The sequence below is a fragment of the Pseudomonas sp. Bout1 genome, assembly GCF_034314165.1.
Classification (GTDB): domain Bacteria; phylum Pseudomonadota; class Gammaproteobacteria; order Pseudomonadales; family Pseudomonadaceae; genus Aquipseudomonas.
In genome coordinates, this window is sequence record NZ_JAVIWK010000001.1 from 6,884,268 (window position 1) to 6,906,640 (window position 22,373).

The following is a 22,373-nucleotide window of genomic DNA, read 5'->3' on the forward strand; positions in this document are numbered from 1 at the left end:
CGGAGCATACACAAGCAAGTGCCTGGGCCAAACTGCTCCACGTCATAAAAATATCGCAATAATTGCCCGCAAACCTTGGAGCCAGACAGCTTGAGTGAGACGGGGCGCGGGCTGCAGCGCTTGACCGACCGGTCATCACCGTGAACAGATTTGCGGCTTATCAAATATCCTGGCTGAAATTTTCCCGTGACCATCCGGCATTGGCATTTGCCCGACTCCCCCTGGCACCCTAGAATGCGCCGATGCGCGATGATCTCTCCCTTTTGCTGAACTCCCTCAACGATGCCCAACGCCAGGCCGTAGCCGCCCCCGTTGGCCGTCAGTTGGTCCTGGCCGGTGCTGGCTCCGGTAAAACCCGAGTGCTGGTGCACCGTATCGCCTGGTTGATCCAGGTTGAGAACGCTTCACCTCATTCCATCCTGTCGGTGACCTTCACCAACAAGGCCGCTGCCGAGATGCGCCATCGCATCGAGCAGTTGATGGGTATCAGCCCGGCCGGCATGTGGGTGGGCACCTTCCACGGCCTGGCGCACCGCCTGTTGCGGGCCCATTGGCAGGAAGCCGGCCTGGCCCAGACCTTCCAGATTCTCGACAGCGACGACCAGCAACGGCTGGTCAAGCGGGTGATCCGCGAGCTGGGCCTGGATGAACAACGCTGGCCGGTCCGCCAGGCCCAGTGGTTTATCAATGGCCAGAAAGATGAAGGCCTGCGCCCGCAACATATCCAGGCCAGCGGCGACCTGTTCCTGGCCACCATGCGCAGCATTTATGAAGCCTATGAAGCGGCCTGCCAGCGCGCCGGCGTCATCGACTTCTCCGAGCTGCTGCTGCGCGCCCTCGACCTGTGGCGCGACAACCCGGGCTTGCTGGCGCACTACCAGAAACGTTTCCGCCACGTCCTGGTGGACGAATTCCAGGACACCAACGCCGTGCAGTACGCCTGGTTGCGCCTGCTGGCCAAAGGCGGCGACAGCCTGATGGTGGTGGGCGATGACGACCAGTCGATCTACGGCTGGCGCGGCGCGAAAATCGAGAACATCTACCAGTACAGCGACGATTTCCCAGACGCCGAAACCATCCGCCTGGAGCAGAACTACCGCTCCACTGCCGGGATCCTCAAGGCCGCCAACGCCTTGATCGCCAACAACACCGGGCGCCTGGGCAAAGAACTGTGGACCGACGGCGGCGAAGGCGAGGCGATCAACCTGTACGCCGCCTTCAACGAGCACGATGAAGCGCGCTACGTGGTGGAAACCATTGAAAGCGCCCTGAAAACCGGCCTGGCCCGCAGCGATATCGCGATTCTTTACCGCTCCAACGCCCAATCGCGGGTATTGGAAGAAGCCTTGCTGCGCGAGCGCATTCCGTACCGCATCTATGGCGGCCAGCGCTTCTTCGAACGCGCCGAAATCAAGAACGCCATGGCCTACCTGCGCTTGCTGGAAGGTCGCGGCAACGATGCGGCGCTGGAGCGGGTGATCAACGTGCCGGCCCGTGGCATTGGTGAAAAGACTGTCGAGGCGATTCGCGACCACGCGCGCCACAGCGATGTGTCGATGTGGGAAGCGATGCGCCTGCTGATCGCCAACAAGGGCCTGACCGGCCGTGCAGCCGGCGCCCTGGGCGGGTTTGTCGAGCTGATCGAGAACCTGGCCGCCAAGTGCATGGAGATGCCCCTGCACCTGATGACCCAGACCGTGATCGAGCAGTCCGGCCTGATCGCGTACCACGAAGCGGAAAAAGGCGAAAAAGGCCAGGCCCGGGTAGAAAACCTTGAGGAACTGGTCAGCGCCGCGCGTGCGTTCGAAAACAACGAAGAAGACGAAGACCTGACGCCACTGGCGGCATTCCTCGGCCACGCGTCTTTGGAAGCCGGCGACACCCAGGCCGACGAGCATGAAGACAGCATCCAGCTGATGACCTTGCACAGCGCCAAGGGCCTGGAATTCCCGTACGTGTTCCTGGTGGGCATGGAAGAAGGCTTGTTCCCTCACAAGATGAGCCTGGAAGAGCCCGGCCGCCTCGAAGAGGAACGCCGCCTGGCCTATGTAGGCATCACCCGGGCCATGCAGAACCTGGTGATGACCTACGCCGAAACCCGGCGCCTGTACGGTAGCGAGACCTACAACAAGGTGTCGCGCTTCGTACGTGAGGTGCCGAAAGGGCTGATTCAGGAAGTACGCCTGTCCAACAGCGTCAGCCGACCGTTCGGCGGCGGCCAGCAGCAGAACTCCAGCAGCATGTTTGCCGGTTCGGAAATCCCCGAGACGCCGTTCAGCCTTGGCCAGCAGGTCAAGCATGCGATCTTCGGCGAAGGTGTGATCCTCAACTTCGAAGGCGCCGGTGCCCAGGCCCGGGTGCAGGTGAACTTCGCCGAAGGCAGCAAGTGGCTGATGATGGGCTACGCCAAGCTCGAAGCAATCTGAAACAAATGTAGAACATGAAGGATGTTGCCCCGCCCTTGTATTTGGCAGCGGTGGGGCCAATATCTGTAATAAGTCCTACAGATGATTCGGTACTGGCCCTACGCAAAAGCCCGAAACACTCTGCCGCTAGCCACTGACATCACACCTGTGCAACATGGCGCGCGTGCAATCCACAAATGGGAATTCCCTTTATGAAACGTTTTCTTAGCATCGCCATGGCGTTGTGCATCGGCCTGACGATGAGCCTCGACGCCAACGCCAAGCGCTTCGGTGGCGGCAAATCCATGGGTTCGGCGCCGAGCCACCAGACCAGCCAAATGGCCCCATCCGGCGGCGGCATGGGCGGCGCAGCTGCGACCGCTGGCGCTGCCGGTGCCGCAGGCGCTGCTGCCAAGGCTGGCGGTGCTTCGCGCTGGCTGGGCCCTCTGGCCGGTATCGCGGCCGGTGGCCTGCTCGCGTCCATGTTCATGGGCGGCGGCTTCCAGGGCATGCAGTTCTTCGACATCCTGATCATGGCGGTCATCGCCTTCCTGATCTTCCGCTTTATTGCCGCCCGTCGCCGCAAGCAGCAGGAGCACATGGCTCCAGCCGGCGCGCCGATGCAGCGTGAAGTGTTCGAGCAAAAGCCTGCCCTGAACTCGATGTTCGGTGGTTCGGCCGCACCTGCCGCCGCTCGCCCGGTGATCAACGCGCCAGCCTGGTTCAACGAAGAGCGTTTCGTCGAAGCGGCCCGCAGCCACTTCCAGTCCCTGCAGCAACACTGGGACGCCAACGAAATGGACAAGATCGCCGAGTTCGTGACCCCGCAGCTGCTTGAGTTCCTCAAGCGCGAACGTGCTGACCTGGGTGACGGCTTCCAGTCGACCTACATCGAAGACCTGAAAGTGCAGCTTGAAGGTGTGGATGACCGCGCCGACAAGACCATCGCCACCCTGACCTTCAGCGGCGTGTCGAAAACCTCGCGTTTCGACCAGGGCGAAGTGTTCAGCGAAAGCTGGAACATGGAACGTCCACAGGGCGACAACCAGCCTTGGCTGGTCGCCGGTATCCGCCAGAACGGCTGATCCCTGCACGCTTTGAGTGCGCTGTAACAAAAACCCCGGACTTGTCCGGGGTTTTCTATTTCACGGTTGCACTTATAGCGAGCTACTGTATAAAACGCCCCTATAAACCGCGCCATCTAGCAAGAGGATCCCGGCCGTGGAAGAAGTTATCGAACAATTGCGTGAAGCCAACGAACCGGTACCGGTTCCTCTGGAGCTGCCTGACGAAGACCAACTGGTGGAAATCGAGGAACAACTGTTCATCGATATCCCGTTCGTCTTCCGTGAATTCCTGTTGACCGTCAGCGATGTGGTCTACGGCAGCCTGGAGCCGGTGACCGTCACCGACCCACAGTCCCACACCTACCTGCCAGACGTTGCCGCCAACGCCTGGGACGCCGGTGTTGACCGCAGCATGATCCCGATCTGCCAGGACGGCGACGACTACTACTGCGTCGAAGAAGACGGCACCGTGGTGCTGTGGTCCGGCGAAGAAGAACTGGTCACCGAAGAAACCTGGGAATCGGTGTGGCACTGGGCACGGGACGTCTGGCTGGAAAGCTAAGACCCGTTACCTGTAGTGAGCGAGCTTGCTCGCGCCGGGCTGCGAAGCAGCCCCCCGCCGGGCCCACTCAGTGCCCCGGCGTGTCCTTATGGTTATCCAGAGTCTCCAGCAAGGCGACCTGCATCCGCGTATGCACGCGGATGAACCAGCGCCAGAGCACCGCGGCCACTGCCGCCGTCACCACGGCGATCAGCACCAGCAACTTGTTGGTCGGCAGGATGCTGGCCGACAAGGCTGCCAATAGCAGGAAAATCACCAGCAGCGACAGAATCGGGATCACTTCGGCGATCACCCGGCGCACGCGCTGGGTATGCCGCCCGGCCATTTCCGGCTTCACGCTCATCTCCGCCAACAGCATCGACAGCGCCTTGAGCTTGCGGTACGCCGCAATCAAAAACGGCAGCGACAGCAACAACGCACCGCCCCAGATCAATGCCTTCTGCCAACTTGGGTCACTGACCCAGCCTTGCAGATAACCGCCAATACGCACCGCGAAAAAACTGCCGGCAAAGAAGATCGCCACCACCAGCGCCAGGTTCACCCCCACCTGCAAAATGATCTTGCGGATCATCGACGCCAGCATCGCGCCCTCGCCCTGCGGCTGAATACTGCGCAGCCACTCGCCATACATCCCGAACACCCGGCTCATGCGCTTGGGCATCACTGCGGCTATCTTCAGTGACAGCGGGTCGGCGCCACGAATCAGATACGGCGTGAGCAACGTGGTGATCGCTGAAACCGCCACCGCCACCGGGTACAGGAAGTCGCTGGTGACCTGCAACGTCATGCCCAGCGCGGCGATGATGAATGAAAACTCGCCAATCTGTGACAGGCCCATCCCCACCCGCAACGAAGTGCGACCATCGTTACCGGCGATAAACGCTCCCAGGCCACAGGACAGCATCTTGCCCAGCACCACCGCCACGGTAATTACCGCGATCGGCCAGGCGTACTGCAGGAGGATCTGCGGGTCGATCATCAGGCCAATTGCCACGAAGAAGATCGCACTGAACATGTCGCGAACCGGTTCGATCAAGCGCTCAATCTTCAGCAACTGTCGGGATTCCGCCATGATCGCGCCGATCAGGAACGCGCCCAGCACCATGCTGTATTCCAGCTTGACCACCAGCAGGCAGAAGCCGAAACACAGGCCCAGCACGGTGATCAGCAGCATCTCGTTGCTTTCGAACTTGGCCACGTACTCCAGCAAACGCGGCACCAGCAAAATCCCGATCACCAGCGCGACGATCATGAACAACGAGAGCTTGCCGACCGTGGAGAACACCTCGCCGGAGCTGACCGTGCCGCTGACAGCGATGCTAGACAGCAAGGCGATAATGCCGATGCCGAGGATGTCTTCGACGATCAACACGCCAAAGATCAACTGGGCAAACCGCTGGTTTTTCATCTTCAGGTCATTCAGCGCCTTGACGATGATGGTGGTCGAGGAAATCGCCAGGATGGCGCCCAAGAACAGCGAGTCCATGGTGTTCCAGTCGAACCAGCGGCCGATTTCGTAGCCGATCCAGATCATCAGGATGATCTCCAGGAACGCCGCAATAAACGCCGTGGCGCCGACCTTGAACAGCTTGCGCAGGCTGAACTCCAGGCCCAGGCAGAACATCAGGAAGATCACCCCAAGCTCGGCCAGGGTCTTGATCGTGTCTTCGTCGTGGATCAAGCCAAACGGTGGGGTGTGCGGGCCGATGATGAAGCCGGCGACGATGTACCCCAACACCACCGGCTGCTTGAGCCGATGGAACAGGATCGTCACCACCCCGGCCACCAGCATGATCACGGCCAGGTCCTGGATAAAGCTGATGGCGTGCATGGCGAGGGGCTCCTTGAGGGGTACTGGCGCTTTTCCCATTTCCACGCACTGGCCCCGAAAGGTCGCAATGAACGGAAAGAAAAGTCTGCCTTGATCGTAAGAATTACCCATGAGAGGGGTTTTTGAAGGGTAACACCGCGACTTGCGGCAGAAAGCCGGTGCAATATATGGAAACAGATCGCCCCTGGCGTGACGGCAAGCCAAGCCCCAGCGTCCCGTTATGAATGGCTCTGCAAAGATTCCAGCACCCGCAGAGGTGCCTCCCCACCCAATGCCTACAACCCGTGAGTGTGCTATGGAACCCGGAAACACCCAGCTGTCGATGACAGTATTGATGACCCCTGACATGGCCAACTTCTCAGGCAATGTGCACGGCGGCACGCTGCTCAAGTACCTCGACGAAGTGGCCTACGCCTGCGCCAGCCGTTATGCCGGCCGCTATGTGGTGACCTTGTCGGTGGACCAGGTGATTTTTCGCGAGCCGATCCATGTCGGCGAACTGGTGACCTTCCTGGCCTCGGTCAACTACACCGGCAACACGTCGATGGAAGTGGGGATCAAAGTGGTGACCGAAAACATTCGCGAGCGCTCGGTGCGCCATACCAATAGCTGCTTCTTCACCATGGTCGCGGTGGATGACCAGCGCAAGCCAGCCGCCGTGCCGCCGCTGCAACCGCATAACAGCGAAGACAAGCGCCGGTTTGTGCAGGCCCAGCAACGCCGGCAGATTCGCCAGGAGCTGGAGAAGCGCTACCAGGAAATCAAGGCCGAAGCTCCCTAGGTCCCCAGCTGTAAACCCAGTCAAAATGTTGGAGCGGGCTTGTGTGGGAGCGGGCTTGCCCGCGAATACGGTATGTCAGTAACGAATATACTGACTGGCCACCGCTTTCGCGAGCAAGCCCGCACACACATTGGCTCTAAGGTGTTCTTAGTAGCGCCAGCACTTGTCAAAATGTGCACATACACCAAAGCGCTGATCCAACTGCGCCATACGCTCAAGATGGTGATTGACCTCGTCAAGCATCACGCTTTTTTTGGCATCCGCGTAATACTTGTCCATCAGCGTATCGTTCGCCTTCACCAGCTCTTTTATGGCGCTGTCCTCAGGCTGCATCCACTGCTCCAGGGTCGCATCTTCGGTACCGCCCAAGCGCAAGCTGTACACATCCTTGTACAGCCCCAGCGCCCGCGCCTGGCGACCGGCCGCTTCTTGATTGGACAGTGCGTAGTTCTGCCGATACTGGGCCCAGTAGTCCTCTGGCAAGCTAAACGCTCCCATTGCCGCCTTGCGCTTGACGATCAATGCATCAAGTTCTTGAGGCGAGGTCTGCGGGCGGTCCGGGCTGGCCGCTTCGGTGGCGATCACCGACTGCACGCGGGATTCGACGATACGCTCGATCAACACCTTGCGCTGCGGGGTCTCAGGGATCGCCTTACCGAATATCGGGCTTTGGCCTTGGCACGCCGGCATCCCGGTTTCGAACAGGGGCTGCGGGATACGCACGTCCTTGCCGTCAAACCGTGAAAGGCGTTGAAACATTGTGGAGCAACCGCCCTGTACCGCGTTGAAGGTCACTTCATATTCCTCACCCGCCTTGGGCGTGAAGCTGAACGCCTTGCCACAGACGGACGCGCCGCCGATAGTGTTGATCATCAGCATGGTTTTTTTGCCCGGCTCCAGCTTGAACTCCAGCAGCCCACGGGCCTTGGCCGGCGGCGGCACGCGCATGTCTACCCGGCGCTTGGTGTCGACCATCAAGATGTTGTTGAGCATGCCAGTGGTCTGGCCCTTGCAGTGCTGCTCATCATAAATATCGACGGTGGTGTTCGAGGTGTTGGAAATGAACCGCAACTTCGCCGCGTCAGGCTCGGTCGAATCGGTGTAGGTGCCTTGGGCGCAACCGCCGAGCAGGGAAGCCAGCGCCAGCGCAGTGAAGGCGCGTGCCGAAGGGAATAGGGATAGCGACATGGTTCTTCCTTGAGGGGCGCAGAGGGCAAAAAGACGGCCGATGGTACCGGACGCCCTTAGCCTCGCTCAATCAGGAATTTTCCTACAGCCCTATCGGCGTTGCCTCAAAGCGAACCCGTGGATGGGCAATCCGGTCCTGGGCTCGCACCAGTTCCAGCTCATAGCTGGCGCACGCTTGGGTTTCCAGCAGCACTTCGTGCACCGCTGCAGCGGTGAACTCAAAGGCTGCTACCAGGCTGTCGCCCAACAATACCCGCGCCAGGAACAAGCCTGAGGTCAAGTCACCCACGCCCACCGGCTGGCGCGGGAACGCCAGCAACGGCCGGCGCAGGTGCCAGCTGCCGTCGGCCGTTACCAATAGCATCTCGAAGCCGTCCGGCAGTTTGCCGGGGTAATCCAGGTGCTTGACCAACACTGCTTTCGGGCCCCGGGCCAGCAACGCACGGGCCATGCCCAGGCAATCGAACAGCGACTGCGGCTTGCGCCCGGCAAAGCTGTCCAGCTCCAGCTGGTTGGGGCACAGGAAGTCGGCCATGGCCGCTGCTTCGTCCAGCAGGAAGTCGCTGACTTCCTGGGGCACGATGCAGCCCTTTTCCGGATGGCCCATCACCGGGTCGCACAGGTACAGGGCCTTGGGGTTGATCGCCTTGATCCGCGCCACGCCGGTCAGGATCGCCCGGCCCTGGGCGGCGCTGCCCAGGTAACCCGACAGCACCGCGTCACAGTTGCCCAGCTCACCGATCGCCGCGATGCCTTCCACCAGCGCAGGAATTTGCTGCGGCGCCAACACTTCTCCCGCCCACTGACCATACTGAGTGTGGTTGGAGAACTGCACCGTGTTGAGCGGCCACACGTTCACCCCGACCCGTTGCATGGGGAACACGGCGGCGCTGTTTCCGGCGTGGCCAAAGACCACATGAGACTGGATCGCAAGCAGATGGGGCGTACGTTTCATGCAGGGGATTTCCGTAAAGCGGTTGAAATTCTGGCTGCGCAGTATGCGACTAAACGCGGCCTGTACGACAGGCCGGAGACGCAGTTAAGCTGGCCTTACTTTGTTGGAGCTCATCGAATGCTGACCCTCGGAAATATCTTCGTGCTGATGCTGCTGGCGACCGGTGCCGCCTGGCTGTGGCACAACCACGGCCTGCGCGAGCGGGCGCTGGAACGGGTCAAGCAGCACTGCGCCAAGCTCGACATCGAGCTGCTCGATGGCGCGGTGGCGTTGAAGCGCATCGGTTTTGTAAAAGATGCCAGCGGTCGCCGGCGCCTGGCACGGATCTACAACTTTGAATTCACCGTGACCGGCGAAACGCGGCACCCGGGGACCATCACCCAATTCGGCGCCCACAGCGCGCAAATCGAGTTGGCGCCCTACCCGTTCGAGATCAAGACGCCGCTGCCCAGCGCCGAGATCATCGAGTTAAGCCAGTGGCGCCAGGAGCATGGCAGCAGCAAGACCCGTCACTGACGACAAGCGGCTAACGCACGCTGCAACTGCGCCACATCCTGCGCTTTACTGAAGATCAATTCGATACGCGAATCCCGACGCCATTCGCTGGGCTGCCAGGCCAATGCGCTGTTATCCACAGCGTTGGCCGACAACCAGCCGTCCAGGCTGTGGATAACCAGTTTCGCCCGCCGCCAGTGCAACGACTCCAGCCATTGTTGCAGGTGCTGCCGGTCGAATGCTTGGCTTGGGTGCCAGCGCCAGCCAATGCTCCAGCCATCCTCCTGGCCCTGACTGAGACAGATCGGCGTTGTCGGATCCGTCCAGATCGCCGGCATTTGCCCCACGCCCCTGGGCACCTCGGCGTTATCCACAGCCGCTACGGCTTGAGCGTTCAAGCCCGGTAACTGCGCCAACGGCAGTTGCGCCTGCTGCGTCCAGTAGATAGGCCGATCGGGCAATTGTGCTTCAACCGCCACGCGCTGTGCGTCACTCAGCGCTTCCTGCTTGTTCAATACCAGCAGCCCGGCGCTGGCCAATACTTCGCGCTGGGCCACCGGTAACGGCCTGCCCACCGCCAACGCCTGGGCGTCGAGCACCAGCACGCACGGCTGCACCGCCAGCACCTGCTGCCAGGGCGCTTGCCGCAGTTGCTTGAGCAGTTGGGCCGGATGCCCCAACCCGGATGGCTCGATAAACACCCGGTCGGGCTTGGCCTTGCGCAACAAACGGCCCAGCCCTACCTGGAACGGCGCCCCGTTGACGCAACACAGGCAGCCACCCGCCACTTCACCGAGGGCGATACCGTCGTCATCACGGGTCAGCAACGCTGCGTCCAGGCCAATCTGCCCGAACTCATTGATCAACACCGCCCAGCGCTCGTTGGCCGGGCGTTGGGCCAGCAGGTTTTTGATCAGGCTGGTCTTGCCGGCGCCCAATGGCCCGGCAATCACATGGGTGGGGATGTTCTGCAGCATGCTGGGCATCATTCAGACCGTGTAGAGAGGCTTGATCCTACCCGGTTACGCCAACCAATCCAGCGTCAGAATCAACCGTCGCTGCTCGGTTTGCAGTTGCGGCGAGCGGTGGATCAAGCCAAAGCCTTCGTTGCCGTGCCATTTTTCGCCCTTGAGCAAAGCCACCTCACCGCAGTGGATTTGCTCAATGCGTTCATCCGGCTCCGCGCTCGCCAGGCTCAGGTGCCGCCGCTCCATCACGCCTTCACGCAACCACTGGCTGCCGATGCCGGCGTAGGTGGTGATCAGCCGCACCGGCACATGGTCCACGTGAAAACGCGGGCACATGGCCTTGTCCAACAGCCGTAAACGTACGCCGATGCGCTTGGCGCCCAGCAAACAGGCAAAGGCGCTGACCAGCCACGAGACATCGGCGATAAAGCCTTCGTAGCCTTCAAGATCGCGGCACCCTGAGGCGAAATCCTGCAAGTTTGGCTCGGCGTCTTCGCTGTTCAGTTCAACCACCAGCGACTCGGCCAACGGCTCATTGAGCGCCACCAGCAACGCGCCGAACTCGGCGATGTGCAGCGGTAACTGGCGCTGCCACACGGCAAGGTTTACCCCGTCTTCAAGGATATCGGTGAGCACAGCCGGGGCTTCGCCGTGGACCTGGCGAATCACCGGGCGCAATTTCAGTGTCGGTGCCAGCATCAGGCTGCCTCTTCGAACCAAGGGCCAAAAGGATCGGCCAACAAGCGCCAGCCTTCGACGCCGGTGGCCATTTCATCATCAGTCAGCAAGCAGGCATCCAACTCGGCAGTCATCTGCGCGAAGTCGATGTTCTGCCCGATAAACACCAGTTCCTGGCGGCAATCGCCGGTGCTCAGTTGCCAGTTGTTCATGATCGCGGCGACGCCTTCCTCGTCCTGCGGCCATTGGGTTTTCGGCACGAAGCGCCACCAGCGCCCAGCAAACCCATGGCGCATCAGGCCGCCTGCCTGCGACCAGCTACCGGCGTCCTGATGTTTACTGGCCAGCCAGAAAAAGCCCTTGGAGCGCAGCAGTTTTCCATTCACCCAAGGCCGGTCGATAAAGTCGAAAAAGCGCTGTGGATGGAACGGGCGACGGGCGCGATAAGCCGTGGACGCGATACCGTATTCTTCAGTTTCCGGCACGTGCTCGCCGCGCAACTCCTGCAACCAGCCGGGGGCCTGGGAAGCACGCTCGAAGTCGAAACGGCCGGTGTTGAGGATCTTCGCCAGCGGTATTTCACCCATGACCATCGGAATGATTTCCGCCTGGGAATTCAGGCGCTCAAGGATCGCCATCAACTCCTCACGCTCGCTGCTGCTGATCAGGTCGATCTTGCTGATCAGGATCACGTCGGCGAATTCGATCTGCTCGATCAGCAGGTCGGTGATCGAGCGCTCGTCCTCTTCACCCAGGGTTTCGCCCCGTGAAGCCAGGCTTTCAGCGGCTTGGTAGTCGAGCAAGAAGTTCATGCCGTCGACCACGGTGACCATGGTGTCGAGCCGGGCGATGTCCGCCAGGCTCTGGCCGTCTTCGTCGCGAAAGGTGAAGGTTTCGGCCACCGGCAGCGGTTCGGAAATGCCGGTGGATTCGATCAACAGGTAATCAAACCGACCTTCCTTGGCGAGCTTTCCGACCTCATCCAGCAAGTCTTCACGCAGCGTGCAGCAGATGCAGCCGTTGCTCATTTCCACCAGTTTTTCTTCGGAACGATTGAGGGTGACGTCGCGCTGGACCTCACTGCCATCAATGTTGATCTCGCTCATGTCGTTGACGATCACCGCCACCCGCAGGTTTTCGCGGTTGCGCAGGACGTAGTTGAGCAGCGTGCTTTTGCCGGCGCCGAGGAATCCGGACAGCACGGTAACGGGAAGACGGTTGGGCATCAGGTGTTCCTCATCAGGGTTGGCCGGTCAAATCGCCCGTTGATGGCGTTCGCGCAGCTCTTCACGTTCTTTGGCTTCGATACACAGGGTGGCCGTGGGGCGCACTAATAAACGTTTGAGGCCGATGGGTTCGCAGGTGGAGCGGCACCAGCCGTATTCACCGCGAGCCAGGTGTTCCAGGGCTTCATCGATCTTGTCCAACAGCTTCTTTTCGCGCTCCAGCAGGCGCAGTTGCCATTGGCGCTGTTCTTCGGCGCTGCCCACATCAGCGGGGTCGCTGTTGGGTTCCTGTTCGCGCAGCACCATGAATTCAGCGTCGATACGCGCTTGCAGCTCGTTGCGCTGGGCCAGCAGCAGCTCGCGGAAGAAGGCTTGCTGGGTTTCACTCATGTAGTCGGCGGACGGTTGGGCGAGAAGGTCTTGTTCGGTCATCGAAGGCAGTTCACGGGTCAGGCTGTTTTTTAATGTTATAGTATAACAATGCAAATAAGCCAATCCCCCTTGCTCGTGACGACGAAGGGCGCAATGCTGGCAGCCGAATAAAGCCCCGAGAACCTCTATGAAATACCTGTTGTGCAGTGTGTTGCTGCTAGTGGCGAGCCAGGCCAACGCCCAAGTGCCCAGCCTGCTGGCAAACTGCACGCGCAGCGCCAACCTGCTGGCGTGCGTCGACGCGCAGGGCAATGCCTACAGCGTCGCGACGGCAGGCAGCACCACGTATTTGCGGGGTTTCGAGGTGGTCGGCAAACGCTATTGGGCACAGACCAACAGCCGCTACGGGCAGCTGACGTTCTTTACCGGGTTGGCGTCCGACGGTGAAGCGTGGGTGGGCTACACGCGGCGAGTGGGCTGGACCACCCTCAACCGGTTTTCCAGTTCCGGTGGTGCCAGCGCCAAGTTCACCTGTAGCCGGATTACCGGCTGTTAGACCTGGCCGGTTTTCTGTTCCTGAACCCAGGCCATGTAGCTGTTCATCGGCGGGTTCTTCTGGAAGTAGCTTTTGAGCCCTTCAAATAAACCGTCTGCCACCGCTTGTTGATGACGCGCGGTGACCAGCCGCTGGGCGTCCTGGGTGTTGGAGATAAACCCGGTTTCCACCAGGATCGACGGCACGTCCGGCGACTTGAGTACCGCAAAGCCGGCCTGCTCCACGCGTTTTTGATGCAGCGTGGTGATGCTTTGCAGGCTGCCCAACACCGAGCTGCCCAGCTGCAGGCTGGAGGCAATGGTGGCGCTCATCGACATGTCGAGAATCACCCCGGCGAGCATCGGGTCCTTGTCCTTGAGGTTGAGCAAGGTGGTGGCGCCCAACAGGTCCGCGCCGTTTTCCCGCTGTGCCATGAACCGCGCAGTGGCGGATGTGGCGCCGCCTTCGGACAACGCATAGACAGAGGCGCCGGACGCCGTCAGCCGTGGCGCCGCGTCGGCGTGTACCGAGATAAACATGTCGGCCTTGTGCTGGCGGGCGATATCCACGCGTTTGCGCAGCGGCACGAAGAAGTCGTCGTTGCGCACCAGCTTCACATCAAAGCCCTTCTCGCGCTTCAGGCGCTTGGCCAGCAGTTGGGCGATGGACAGCACCACGTCTTTTTCGCGCTGGCCCTTTGAGCCGATCGCGCCAGGGTCCTTGCCGCCATGGCCAGGGTCGACCACCACGATGATGTCGCGTTTCGGATGCGCCCTGTCCACCGGTGCCGCCAAGGGTGCAGCCAAGGCCGCCGGCGCTGCCGCGATTTGTTGAGGCGCATGGGTGGCGCTGGTCAGGTCCAGCACCAGGCGATGACCCTGCCCATCCTGCGGCGGCAATAGGAAGCTGTTGAGCTGCATCGGCGCCTTCAAGTCCAGCACGATCCGCGTATCACCCTGGCCGAAGTGCCCCGAGCGAATCGAGGTAATGCCGCTGTTGGTCAGGGCCAGTTGGCTGAAATCGCCAGTCAACTTCGCGCCGCTCAAATCGATGATCAGCCGCTCCGGCGACGTCAGGGTGAAGGTTTTGTATTGCACCGGGCCGCTGAGGTCCAGCACCAGCCGCAGCTTGTTATCCGAACGCCACAGCCGTGCATTGCGGATCTGCGCGGCAGACACGCCCAAGGGCAGGGTGAACACCGCGCTGGCCAGCAGCAGGTTGAGGAGTTGACGTCTGTGCATGACTTACACCGCAAATAAAGGAGCTTCCGTACTCGACATGACTGAATAAAAGACAGAGCAGAAAAACTTTCGTCGACTTAATAGTAATAATATAACATGTCTTTTTATTTCCAACGATGGACCTGCTCATGAACGCGCTGACTCTGCCCGATATCGCCGCGCAGGCTTCACGCCAAGCCTTGCCGCTCGATTGGGTGGGCATGTGCGGCATTGCCCTGCCCATTCAGATCGACGGCCAGCGCCTTAGCGCCACGGCTGATGCAGGCGTTAGCCTGGACGACGGCGAGGCGCGTGGCATTCATATGTCGCGGCTTTACCTGGCGCTGGAGATGCTTGAACAGCAGCCGCTTACGCCAGCACTGCTGCGCAGTGTATTGCAACGTTTTCTCGAGAGTCATGAAGGTTTATCCACAAATGCCTACCTGCGTATTCATGTGGATCTGCTGCTGAAACGCCCGGCGTTGGTCAGCCCTTTGGCCGGCTGGAAAAGCTATCCGGTGAGCATCGAAGCGCGTCTGGAAAACCAGATGTTCCACGTGGAACTAAAAATTGACGTTACTTACTCTTCAACCTGCCCGTGCTCGGCTGCCCTCGCCAGGCAATTGATTCAGCAGCAATTTATCGAAGACTTCGGCGGCACACCGCTGCAACACGAAGATGTGCTGACCTGGCTGGGCAGTGCCAACGGCATCGTCGCCACGCCCCACAGCCAACGCAGCAGCGCGCTGTTGCAGGTCCGCCTGCACGGCGATCAGCCAACGCTGGCGCTGACGCAGCTGATCGACGAGACCGAAGCCGCCCTCGGCACCGCGGTACAAACCGCCGTAAAGCGTGCGGACGAACAAGCCTTCGCCCTGGCCAACGGGCAGAACCTGATGTTCTGCGAAGACGCCGCTCGCCGCCTTAACCTCGCCTTGAAACGCTCGGATGCGGTCATTGCCTTCCACTTGAAAGTGATCCACGCCGAAAGCCTGCACGCGCACGATGCCGTGGCTGAAAGCCGCTGGACGAGACCTTCCGAATGATCACCTGCACCGCGTTGCGCTGGGGCGCCCCCGGCCAACCCCTGACCCCCGCTATCGATTTCACCCTGGAAAAAGGCAGCCTCACCGGCATTATCGGCGCCAACGGCACCGGCAAAAGCAGCCTGCTCAAAGTTATCGCTGGCCTGCAGAAACCGCTGGCCGGCAAGGTGACCCTCGATGTTCCACGCCGCGGCGGCCTGTCGTTCCTGCCCCAGCAACAGAACCTCGACCGTCAGTTCCCCATTAACCTCGAAGAGTTGGTGGCCGCCGGCTTCTGGGGCAGCAAGCAAACCCCGCAACAACGCACCGAGCGCCTGGGCGCCGTACTCGAAGACTGGTGCCTCAGCGGCCTGGAACATCGACCGTTGATGGCCTTGTCCGGTGGCGAGTTGCAACGCGCCCTGCTCGCCCGCATGAGCCTGGCCGAGTCGCCGATATTGTTGCTGGATGAGCCCCACGCCGCCCTCGACGAAGATGGCCAGGCGCTGTGCTGGAAACATATCCACGCTTGGCACGACGCGGGCCGCACGGTGGTCGTGGTGTGCCATGACCTCGGCTCCGTACGCCAGCACACCCAGCAAGTGGTGCAGATCAAAAGCAGCGGCTGCGTGTTCGGTTCAAGCAAAGAACTGATTCGCCCGCAGCCGCAAATGCAGGTGGCCTGATGCACTTCGCTGCCCACCTGTGGATGCCGTTTCTCGACTTTGTTTTTATGCGCCGCGCGCTTATCGGCGGGCTGGTATTGGCGTGCAGCACTGCGCCGCTGGGGGTATTCCTGATTCTGCGCCGCATGAGCCTGATCGGTGACGCGGTGTCCCACGGCATCCTGCCCGGCGCCGCCCTGGGCTTCTGGTTTGCCGGCCTGAGCCTGCCCGCGCTGACCATCGGTGGCCTGGGCGCGGGCCTGAGCATGGCCGGCCTCGCCGCCTGGATCACCCGCCGCACGGGACTGAAGGAAGACGCGAGCCTCGCGGCTATCTACCCGATCTCCCTGGCCAGCGGCGTGCTGATCCTTGGCCTCGCCGGCAAGCGCCTGGACCTGCTGCACCTGTTGTTCGGCTCGGCGCTGGCGGTAGACGGCCCGACCCTTACCGGGATGCTCTGGGTCTCGGGCTTCAGCCTGATCGCCATGGTGGTGATCTACAAACCACTGCTGCTGGACACCCTCGACCCGCTGTTCCTGCAAACCGTCAGCCGTCTCGGCCCACTGGCCCACGGTCTGTTTTTGACACTGGTGGTGCTGAACCTGGTGATCGGCTTCCAGGCCATCGGCGCCTTGATGGTGGTCGGCTTGATGATGTTGCCGGCGATTGCTTCACGTTTCTGGAGCCGGCGCCTGCCGGTGTTGATCGCCATATCCGCGGTGCTGGGATGCCTGTCGGTGTGGCTTGGCTTGTTGTTGTCGTTCTACTACTCGCTGCCCAGCGGCCCGGCCATTGTGCTGGTGGCTGGCGGCTTTTACCTGCTGTCTGTGGTCTTCGGTCCGGTGCACGGCTTGCTGCGCCGCCCGCCTTTGCTTACATCCCAATGAGGTGTTTCCCGATGCGCGCTCTACTCGTGCTGTTCAGTGTGTTGCTGCCGTTGTCGTTTGCGACGGCCCAGGCTGCCGACAAACTTCAGGTGGTTACCAGCTTCAGTATTCTTGACGACATGACCCACCAGGTCGGTGGCGATCATATCCAGATCAGCAATATGGTCGGCCCCGACGCCGATGCCCACACTTATGAACCGACCCCGGACGACGCCAAGGCCTTGCTCAAGGCCCGGGTGATCATCAAGAACGGCCTGGGTTTTGAGCCGTGGCTGGATCGCCTGGTCACCAGCACCGAGACCAAGGCCACCGTGGTTACCGCCAGTAAAGGCGTGCTGTCCCACACCATGGAAGAAGACGGCGAGACCATTCCCGACCCGCACGCCTGGCACAACCTGGCCAACACCGTTATCTACGTGAACAACATCACCAAGGCGTTGATCGCCGCCGACCCGGCCAACAAGGCGGACTACGAGCACAACAGCCAGGTGTACCTCAAAGAAATCTACCGCCTGCTGGCTGAAGCCAAGGCCAAGTTCGGCGCACTGCCGCCGGGCAATCGCCGCATCGTGACTTCCCATGACGCCTTCGGTTACCTGGGCCAGGCCTACGGTATCGAGTTCCTGTCGCCCCAAGGTCTGTCCACCGAACGTGAACCGTCGGCTGCCGAAGTTGCCACGCTGATCACCCAGATCCGCAAGGACAAGGTCAAGGCCGTGTTCATGGAAAACATCAAGGACTCACGCCTGCTCCAGCAGATCGCTGACGAAAGTGGCGCGCAAATCGGCGGCACCCTGTACTCCGACGCGCTGGCAGCCGAAGGCCCGGCCAGCACCTTTACCGGCCTGTTCGAATACAACCTCAATACCCTGTGCGCGGCCCTGAGCAAGCCATGACCCTGAGCATGCTCGACCTGGAAGGGGCTGCCATTGGCAGCCGTTTTCCACTCGGTAGCGTGCTCGACGCCCTGGCGTGGAACAGCGATGGCCTGATTGCCGCCATCGCCCAGCAACACGGCAGCGGCGAGGTGTTGATGCTGGCCTGGATGAACCGCCAGGCCCTCGACGAAACGTTGGCCACCGGGCAGGTCTGCTACTGGTCCCGTTCGCGCCGGCAACTGTGGCGCAAAGGCGAGACCTCCGGCCATTGGCAGCAGTTGGTGGAAGCGCGCCTGGACTGCGACGGCGACGCTGTATTGCTGATCGTCGACCAACAAGGCCCGGCCTGCCATACCGGCCGGCCCACCTGTTTCTACAACGCCATCGACGGCCGCTACGTAAACATCATCACCGCGCCTCTCAAGGAACCAGACCCATGATCCGCAAGAACCCTTCCGGTGATCTGCCCGTGATTGCCGAATCGGCCTACGTCGACAAAACCGCAATCATCTGCGGCAAGGTCATCATCGGCGAAAACGTATTTGTCGGACCTTACGCAGTGATCCGCGCCGATGAAGTCAACGCCAATGGCGAGATGGACCCAATCATTATTGGCGCCAATTCGAATATCCAGGACGGCGTGGTGATCCACTCCAAGTCCGGCGCCGCCGTGACCGTTGGCGAGTTCACCTCCATCGCCCACCGCTCCATCGTCCACGGCCCGTGTACCGTGGGTGACCGGGTTTTCATCGGATTCAACAGCGTGCTGTTCAACTGCGTGGTTGGCGACGGCTGCGTGGTGCGGCACAACTCGGTGGTCGACGGCCGCGATTTGCCCGCCGCGTTCTACGTGCCCTCCACCACCCGCATCGGCCCTAACACCGACCTGTCCCAGTTCCCGCCGGTGAGCGTCAGCGCCTCGGAATTTTCCGAAGACGTGGCGCGCACCAACGTCGACCTGGTGCGCGGTTACAAAGCCCTGCAAAACGAGTTCTGACCATGAGCCGCCTGCTGATCCGCAACGCCCGCCTGGTGAACGAAGGCCAGGAATTGGAGGCTGACCTGCTGGTCGCCAATGGCCGCATCGAGAAAATCGCCAGCAGCATCGACAACGCCAATGCCCCGGTAGAAATCGACGCACAGGGCCAGTGGCTGTTGCCGGGGATGATCGACGACCAGGTGCATTTCCGTGAGCCCGGTGCGCCGGACAAAGGCAGTTTCTACAGCGAGTCCCGTGCGGCGGTGGCCGGTGGCATTACCAGTTTCATGGACATGCCCAACACCAGCCCGGCGACCTTGAACCTGGACGCGCTGGCCGACAAGAAGCGCCGCGCCGCGCTGCATTCGGTGGCCAACTATGGATTCCACTTCGGGGTAAGTAACGACAACCTCGACACCGTAGCGGCGCTGGACCCGCGCGAAGTCGCCGGCGTCAAAGTGTTCATGGGCGCCTCCACCGGCAATATGCTGGTGGATGATCCGAAGATTCTGGAGCGCCTGTTCGCCGACGTGCCGACGATTCTGCTGGCCCACTGCGAGCACACGCCGAGTATTCACGCCAGCGAACAACGGATGCGCGAGCGCTTTGGCGAGCACATTCCTGCCGTGGCTCACCCGCTGATTCGCGATGCCGAGGCCTGCTATCGCTCGTCCTCCTTAGCGGTGGATCTGGCCAAGCGGCACGGCACACGCCTGCATGTGCTGCACATCACCAGCGCACGCGAGTTGGTACTGTTCGAAGACAAACCCCTGGCGGAAAAGCGCATTACGGCGGAAGTCTGTTTGCACCATCTGTTGTTCGATGACCGCGACTACGCGCGCCTCGGCCACCAGATCAAATGCAACCCCGCGATCAAGACACGCGCCGACCGCAACGCCTTGCGCCTGGCATTATTGAGTGATCGTCTGGATGTGATCGGCAGTGACCATGCGCCGCACACTTGGGCGCAAAAACAGCTGCCGTATCGCGAAGCGCCGTCAGGCTTGCCGCTGGTACAACACGCTTTGCCGGCGCTGCTGGAACTGGTCGCCGACGGCTTGCTGCCGCTGGCCACACTGGTGGCGAAAACCAGCCATCGCGTCGCGGACCTGTTTGCCATCCCCGACCGTGGCTACCTGCGCGAAGGCTATTGGGCCGACCTGGTGTTGATCAAACCCGAACCCCACGGCAAGCCCGTCAGCAGCCAGCCGGTCCTGGCCCGTTGCGGCTGGACACCTTTTGCCGGGCGCAGCTTCCGGCACAGCGTCAGCACCACGCTGGTCTCCGGCCACCTGGCCTGGCACGACGGGCGCGTACACGACAGTTGCCAGGGTTTGCCGCTGCATTTTCAGCGCTGAAGAGAATCAGGAACTGACAATCCAATCAAATGTGGGAGCTGGCTTGCCTGCGATTGCGGTGTGCCAGTCAACCTGATTGGCACTGATAAACCGCTATCGCAGGCAAGCCAGCTCCTACATTTTTTATCGGGGCGCTGCCAGTTAAGCGCGGGGTTTGACCGTGCCGCAGTTGCTGCCCAACCACTGCGCGTGGGTGTCCAGGCTGCCCTTTTGCTGAACGCCGGTGGCGTTGAAGGTGCCGTTCACCGTGGTGGTGAATTCCTGCTGGCTCTGGAATGTCGCTACGCCGGTGCCCTGGGCTTTCGGGCAACTGAAACGGAATTTCCACTGGTTGCCGGTCTTGTCGGTCACTTCCTGCTTGCAGCCAGATTGCGGGTCGGTCAGCGGGATGGAATCGGACGCCACCTGGGCTTGTGTCAGGCATACCTGCACGCCTTTACCGGCCATGGTGATGCCTTGCTTCTCAAGCATGGCGCGTTGTTCCGGAGTCATCTGTTGCTTGAGCTGACCGAGGATCAGCGACAAATCCGGCAGGTCCTGGTTATCGACCTTCATGTTGCTGGTGGTCAGTTCCCACAAACCCGGCGCCAACATCTGCGCTTGCGCCGCCACGGGCAGCGATAAACCAATAACCATGGCCAAACCAAGCAGACGAGCATTCATCGGGTAACTCCTGGGCAATTGTCGGCGTTAGACGCCGCAAAAGCGCCAGTGTTGCACAGCAAATAAAATAGCGACATTCGTGGCCGAACATGGTCTGTTAGGCACTCGTTTGTCAGGAGTACCGTTGTCCATGGATTTCTTTGGCCCGCACCTGCTCGCCTATTTCATTGCCACTCTGCATTTTCTGGGCACCCTCGCGGCCATCCACGCGGTGCTGACCGTCAGGACCGCCCAAGGCTCGATTGCCTGGGCCTTGTCGTTGATGTTTATCCCTTACCTGACGCTGATTCCCTACCTGATCTTTGGGCGCAGTACTTTCGACGCCTATATTCAGGCACGGCGCCAGGCCAACCAGGAAATGCACAAGGCAATCACCGAGCTGAACTGGCGCCCGTGGGTCGAAGAGGCGCTGGCCGCGCGCAACTCCCAGGCCTACGCCTCGCTGCGCGCCATGCCCAAGCTGGGGCGCATGCCGTGCCTGGCGAACAATCAGGTGCGCCTGTTGATCAATGGCGAGGCCACGTTCAGTGCGATTTTCGAGGCGATTCGTTCGGCGAAGACGGCCGTACTGTTCCAGTTCTTCATCATTCATGACGACGAACTCGGCCGCCAACTGCACGCCCTGCTCAAGGAAAAAGCCGCCGAAGGCGTGTTGATTTTCGTCCTGTATGACCGTATTGGCAGCCATGCCCTGCCCCATCGTTATGTGCAGTCGCTGCGGGACGCCGGGGTGCAGGTCAAGGCATTCGCCACGCGCAGCGGCTGGCTAAACCGCTTCCAGGTCAACTTCCGCAACCACCGCAAGATCGTGGTGGTCGATGGCATTACCGGGTTTGTCGGCGGGCATAACGTCGGTGACGAATACCTGGGCAAGAAACCGCCCCTGGCGCCGTGGCGCGATACCCATGTGCAGGTCAGCGGCCCGGTGGTGGCGTGCTTGCAGGAATCGTTCGCCGAGGACTGGTTCTGGGCCGCGCGGGAGCTGCCGCCGCTCCTACTGCCGGATACCTACCCGGATGACGGCGTGCTCTGCCAATTACTGGCCAGCGGCCCGGCAGACCCCTATGAAACCTGCTCGCTGTTTTTCGTCGAAGCGATTCACGCGGCGACCGAGCGGGTGTGGATCACCAGCCCGTATTTCATTCCGGACGAAGCGGTGTTTGCCGCACTGAGGCTGGCGGTGCTGCGCGGCGTCGACGTGCGCCTGTTGCTGCCGTCGCGGCCGGATCACCGCATCGTCTATGCCGCCTCCAGCCTGTATGCGATCGAAGCCGTGCGTGCCGGGGTACGGGTGTTCCGCTACACGCCGGGGTTCCTGCATCAGAAAGTGGTGTTGGTAGACAGTGAAATCAGCGCCATCGGCAGTGCGAACCTGGATAACCGCTCATTCCGGCTGAACTTCGAAGTGATGTTGCTGACGGTGGATGACACGTTTGCCAGCCAGGTGGAGCAGATGCTCTTGGAAGACTTCGCCCAGGCCCATGAAATCAGCCAGGAAGAAAACCGCCAGACCCACCGCCTGCAACAACTGGGCATGCGGGTCGCGCGTCTGATTTCTCCGATCCTGTAGGAGCAAGCTTGCTCGCGAAGAACGTTAACGATGACGCGTTCATTCTGGATAAACGCGGCGTCCTC

23 protein-coding genes are annotated in these 22,373 nt (G+C 61.1%); 14 read left to right on the forward strand and 9 right to left on the reverse strand.

Annotated elements, in window-relative coordinates; genetic code table 11:
* Positions 1–242 precede the first annotated feature (242 nt).
* From uvrD to RGV33_RS31990, 3 genes are all read left to right on the forward strand, one after another.
* Positions 243–2,426 (forward strand): DNA helicase II, encoded by a 2,184-nt coding sequence (gene uvrD, locus RGV33_RS31980; protein ID WP_322148453.1) that lies wholly within the window; start codon positions 243–245, stop codon positions 2,424–2,426.
* Between the two features lie 191 nt (positions 2,427–2,617).
* Positions 2,618–3,490: a Tim44 domain-containing protein gene (locus RGV33_RS31985; RefSeq protein ID WP_177090096.1), complete on the forward strand. Its 873-nt coding sequence runs from the start codon at positions 2,618–2,620 to the stop codon at positions 3,488–3,490.
* A gap of 136 nt (positions 3,491–3,626) precedes the next feature.
* Positions 3,627–4,034, forward strand: coding sequence for an SMI1/KNR4 family protein (locus tag RGV33_RS31990; protein ID WP_003213456.1), 408 nt, complete (start codon positions 3,627–3,629; stop codon positions 4,032–4,034).
* 67 nt (positions 4,035–4,101) lie between these two features.
* On the opposite strand, the gene RGV33_RS31995 is transcribed toward RGV33_RS31990, so the two are convergent.
* Entirely contained in the window at positions 4,102–5,865 is a 1,764-nt protein-coding gene (locus tag RGV33_RS31995) for a cation:proton antiporter (protein ID WP_322148454.1), read from the reverse strand.
* A gap of 295 nt (positions 5,866–6,160) precedes the next feature.
* Here RGV33_RS31995 and RGV33_RS32000 point away from each other — a divergent pair, with 295 nt between their 5' ends.
* Positions 6,161–6,646, forward strand: a complete 486-nt coding sequence (locus tag RGV33_RS32000; protein ID WP_322148455.1) for an acyl-CoA thioesterase — start codon at positions 6,161–6,163, stop codon at positions 6,644–6,646.
* 147 nt (positions 6,647–6,793) lie between these two features.
* Here the strand turns inward: RGV33_RS32000 and RGV33_RS32005 are convergent, their stop codons facing one another.
* Both RGV33_RS32005 and pdxY read right to left on the reverse strand, forming a co-directional pair.
* A complete protein-coding gene (locus RGV33_RS32005) occupies positions 6,794–7,834 on the reverse strand; it encodes a hypothetical protein (protein WP_322148456.1) in 1,041 nt (346 codons plus the stop codon).
* An 82-nt stretch (positions 7,835–7,916) separates the two neighbouring features.
* Complete coding sequence (gene pdxY, locus RGV33_RS32010) at positions 7,917–8,789, reverse strand: pyridoxal kinase PdxY (RefSeq protein ID WP_322148457.1); 873 nt, start codon at positions 8,787–8,789, stop codon at positions 7,917–7,919.
* A 117-nt stretch (positions 8,790–8,906) separates the two neighbouring features.
* On the opposite strand from pdxY, the gene RGV33_RS32015 reads away from it, so the two are divergent.
* Positions 8,907–9,305, forward strand: coding sequence for a DUF3301 domain-containing protein (locus RGV33_RS32015; protein ID WP_017476780.1), 399 nt, complete (start codon positions 8,907–8,909; stop codon positions 9,303–9,305).
* On the opposite strand, the gene RGV33_RS32020 is transcribed toward RGV33_RS32015, so the two are convergent.
* The 4 genes from RGV33_RS32020 to dksA are packed head-to-tail and all read right to left on the reverse strand — an operon-like array spanning position 9,299 to position 12,588.
* The gene (locus RGV33_RS32020; protein ID WP_322148458.1) at positions 9,299–10,261 is read right to left on the reverse strand and encodes a CobW family GTP-binding protein; all 963 of its coding nucleotides are present in this window, start codon (positions 10,259–10,261) and stop codon (positions 9,299–9,301) included. The genes RGV33_RS32015 and RGV33_RS32020 overlap by 7 nt on opposite strands.
* Positions 10,262–10,306: 45 nt before the next feature.
* A complete protein-coding gene (locus RGV33_RS32025) occupies positions 10,307–10,951 on the reverse strand; it encodes a DUF1826 domain-containing protein (protein ID WP_322148459.1) in 645 nt (214 codons plus the stop codon).
* Positions 10,951–12,156, reverse strand: a complete 1,206-nt coding sequence (gene zigA, locus RGV33_RS32030) for a zinc metallochaperone GTPase ZigA (RefSeq protein WP_322148460.1) — start codon at positions 12,154–12,156, stop codon at positions 10,951–10,953. The genes RGV33_RS32025 and zigA overlap by 1 nt, the downstream gene beginning before the upstream one ends.
* Positions 12,157–12,183: 27 nt before the next feature.
* Positions 12,184–12,588, reverse strand: coding sequence for an RNA polymerase-binding protein DksA (gene dksA, locus RGV33_RS32035; RefSeq protein ID WP_322148462.1), 405 nt, complete (start codon positions 12,586–12,588; stop codon positions 12,184–12,186).
* 127 nt (positions 12,589–12,715) lie between these two features.
* On the opposite strand from dksA, the gene RGV33_RS32040 reads away from it, so the two are divergent.
* Positions 12,716–13,084: a glutamine synthetase gene (locus RGV33_RS32040; protein ID WP_322148463.1), complete on the forward strand. Its 369-nt coding sequence runs from the start codon at positions 12,716–12,718 to the stop codon at positions 13,082–13,084.
* Here RGV33_RS32040 and RGV33_RS32045 read toward each other — a convergent pair.
* The gene (locus RGV33_RS32045; protein ID WP_322148465.1) at positions 13,081–14,304 is read right to left on the reverse strand and encodes an N-acetylmuramoyl-L-alanine amidase; all 1,224 of its coding nucleotides are present in this window, start codon (positions 14,302–14,304) and stop codon (positions 13,081–13,083) included. The two genes, RGV33_RS32040 and RGV33_RS32045, sit on opposite strands and share 4 nt — an antisense overlap.
* 128 nt (positions 14,305–14,432) lie before the next feature.
* Between RGV33_RS32045 and folE2 the strand changes: the two genes are divergently transcribed.
* Genes folE2 through RGV33_RS32080 form a run of 7 tightly spaced genes read left to right on the forward strand, consistent with a single transcriptional unit; the run spans position 14,433 to position 20,075 of the window.
* Complete coding sequence (gene folE2 / locus RGV33_RS32050) at positions 14,433–15,329, forward strand: GTP cyclohydrolase FolE2 (RefSeq protein WP_322148466.1); 897 nt, start codon at positions 14,433–14,435, stop codon at positions 15,327–15,329.
* On the forward strand, positions 15,326–15,994 hold the full coding sequence (locus RGV33_RS32055) for a metal ABC transporter ATP-binding protein (RefSeq protein ID WP_322148467.1): 669 nt from the start codon (positions 15,326–15,328) through the stop codon (positions 15,992–15,994). The genes folE2 and RGV33_RS32055 overlap by 4 nt, the downstream gene beginning before the upstream one ends.
* Entirely contained in the window at positions 15,994–16,860 is an 867-nt protein-coding gene (locus RGV33_RS32060; protein ID WP_322148468.1) for a metal ABC transporter permease, read from the forward strand. The genes RGV33_RS32055 and RGV33_RS32060 overlap by 1 nt, the downstream gene beginning before the upstream one ends.
* Positions 16,861–16,871: 11 nt before the next feature.
* Positions 16,872–17,756, forward strand: a complete 885-nt coding sequence (locus tag RGV33_RS32065) for a metal ABC transporter substrate-binding protein (protein ID WP_322148469.1) — start codon at positions 16,872–16,874, stop codon at positions 17,754–17,756.
* Positions 17,753–18,178 carry a phosphoribosyl-AMP cyclohydrolase gene (gene hisI / locus RGV33_RS32070; protein WP_322148470.1) on the forward strand — a complete coding sequence of 142 codons (426 nt, stop codon included), beginning with the start codon at positions 17,753–17,755 and terminating at the stop codon, positions 18,176–18,178. The genes RGV33_RS32065 and hisI overlap by 4 nt, the downstream gene beginning before the upstream one ends.
* Positions 18,175–18,735, forward strand: a complete 561-nt coding sequence (locus tag RGV33_RS32075) for a DapH/DapD/GlmU-related protein (RefSeq protein ID WP_322148471.1) — start codon at positions 18,175–18,177, stop codon at positions 18,733–18,735. The genes hisI and RGV33_RS32075 overlap by 4 nt, the downstream gene beginning before the upstream one ends.
* Before the next feature lie 2 nt (positions 18,736–18,737).
* Positions 18,738–20,075 carry a dihydroorotase gene (locus RGV33_RS32080; protein ID WP_322148472.1) on the forward strand — a complete coding sequence of 446 codons (1,338 nt, stop codon included), beginning with the start codon at positions 18,738–18,740 and terminating at the stop codon, positions 20,073–20,075.
* Positions 20,076–20,216: 141 nt separating this feature from the next.
* Here RGV33_RS32080 and RGV33_RS32085 read toward each other — a convergent pair whose 3' ends face one another.
* Positions 20,217–20,738, reverse strand: coding sequence for a DUF3617 domain-containing protein (locus RGV33_RS32085; protein ID WP_322148473.1), 522 nt, complete (start codon positions 20,736–20,738; stop codon positions 20,217–20,219).
* Between the two features lie 130 nt (positions 20,739–20,868).
* On the opposite strand from RGV33_RS32085, the gene cls reads away from it, so the two are divergent.
* A complete protein-coding gene (gene cls, locus RGV33_RS32090; RefSeq protein ID WP_322148475.1) occupies positions 20,869–22,308 on the forward strand; it encodes a cardiolipin synthase in 1,440 nt (479 codons plus the stop codon).
* Positions 22,309–22,373 lie beyond the last annotated feature (65 nt).

What these genes read in the sequence shown, in the direction of transcription:
- uvrD (WP_322148453.1), top strand. Translation starts at nt 243, where the DNA reads ATGCGCGATGATCTCTCCCTTTTGCTGAACTCCCTCAACGATGCCCAA.
- RGV33_RS31985 (WP_177090096.1), top strand. Translation starts at nt 2,618, where the DNA reads ATGAAACGTTTTCTTAGCATCGCCATGGCGTTGTGCATCGGCCTGACG.
- RGV33_RS31995 (WP_322148454.1), bottom strand. Translation starts at nt 5,865, where the DNA reads ATGCACGCCATCAGCTTTATCCAGGACCTGGCCGTGATCATGCTGGTG.
- RGV33_RS32000 (WP_322148455.1), top strand. Translation starts at nt 6,161, where the DNA reads ATGGAACCCGGAAACACCCAGCTGTCGATGACAGTATTGATGACCCCT.
- RGV33_RS32005 (WP_322148456.1), bottom strand. Translation starts at nt 7,834, where the DNA reads ATGTCGCTATCCCTATTCCCTTCGGCACGCGCCTTCACTGCGCTGGCG.
- pdxY (WP_322148457.1), bottom strand. Translation starts at nt 8,789, where the DNA reads ATGAAACGTACGCCCCATCTGCTTGCGATCCAGTCTCATGTGGTCTTT.
- RGV33_RS32015 (WP_017476780.1), top strand. Translation starts at nt 8,907, where the DNA reads ATGCTGACCCTCGGAAATATCTTCGTGCTGATGCTGCTGGCGACCGGT.
- RGV33_RS32020 (WP_322148458.1), bottom strand. Translation starts at nt 10,261, where the DNA reads ATGCTGCAGAACATCCCCACCCATGTGATTGCCGGGCCATTGGGCGCC.
- RGV33_RS32025 (WP_322148459.1), bottom strand. Translation starts at nt 10,951, where the DNA reads ATGCTGGCACCGACACTGAAATTGCGCCCGGTGATTCGCCAGGTCCAC.
- zigA (WP_322148460.1), bottom strand. Translation starts at nt 12,156, where the DNA reads ATGCCCAACCGTCTTCCCGTTACCGTGCTGTCCGGATTCCTCGGCGCC.
- dksA (WP_322148462.1), bottom strand. Translation starts at nt 12,588, where the DNA reads ATGACCGAACAAGACCTTCTCGCCCAACCGTCCGCCGACTACATGAGT.
- RGV33_RS32040 (WP_322148463.1), top strand. Translation starts at nt 12,716, where the DNA reads ATGAAATACCTGTTGTGCAGTGTGTTGCTGCTAGTGGCGAGCCAGGCC.
- RGV33_RS32045 (WP_322148465.1), bottom strand. Translation starts at nt 14,304, where the DNA reads ATGCACAGACGTCAACTCCTCAACCTGCTGCTGGCCAGCGCGGTGTTC.
- folE2 (WP_322148466.1), top strand. Translation starts at nt 14,433, where the DNA reads ATGAACGCGCTGACTCTGCCCGATATCGCCGCGCAGGCTTCACGCCAA.
- RGV33_RS32055 (WP_322148467.1), top strand. Translation starts at nt 15,326, where the DNA reads ATGATCACCTGCACCGCGTTGCGCTGGGGCGCCCCCGGCCAACCCCTG.
- RGV33_RS32060 (WP_322148468.1), top strand. Translation starts at nt 15,994, where the DNA reads ATGCACTTCGCTGCCCACCTGTGGATGCCGTTTCTCGACTTTGTTTTT.
- RGV33_RS32065 (WP_322148469.1), top strand. Translation starts at nt 16,872, where the DNA reads ATGCGCGCTCTACTCGTGCTGTTCAGTGTGTTGCTGCCGTTGTCGTTT.
- hisI (WP_322148470.1), top strand. Translation starts at nt 17,753, where the DNA reads ATGACCCTGAGCATGCTCGACCTGGAAGGGGCTGCCATTGGCAGCCGT.
- RGV33_RS32075 (WP_322148471.1), top strand. Translation starts at nt 18,175, where the DNA reads ATGATCCGCAAGAACCCTTCCGGTGATCTGCCCGTGATTGCCGAATCG.
- RGV33_RS32080 (WP_322148472.1), top strand. Translation starts at nt 18,738, where the DNA reads ATGAGCCGCCTGCTGATCCGCAACGCCCGCCTGGTGAACGAAGGCCAG.
- RGV33_RS32085 (WP_322148473.1), bottom strand. Translation starts at nt 20,738, where the DNA reads ATGAATGCTCGTCTGCTTGGTTTGGCCATGGTTATTGGTTTATCGCTG.
- cls (WP_322148475.1), top strand. Translation starts at nt 20,869, where the DNA reads ATGGATTTCTTTGGCCCGCACCTGCTCGCCTATTTCATTGCCACTCTG.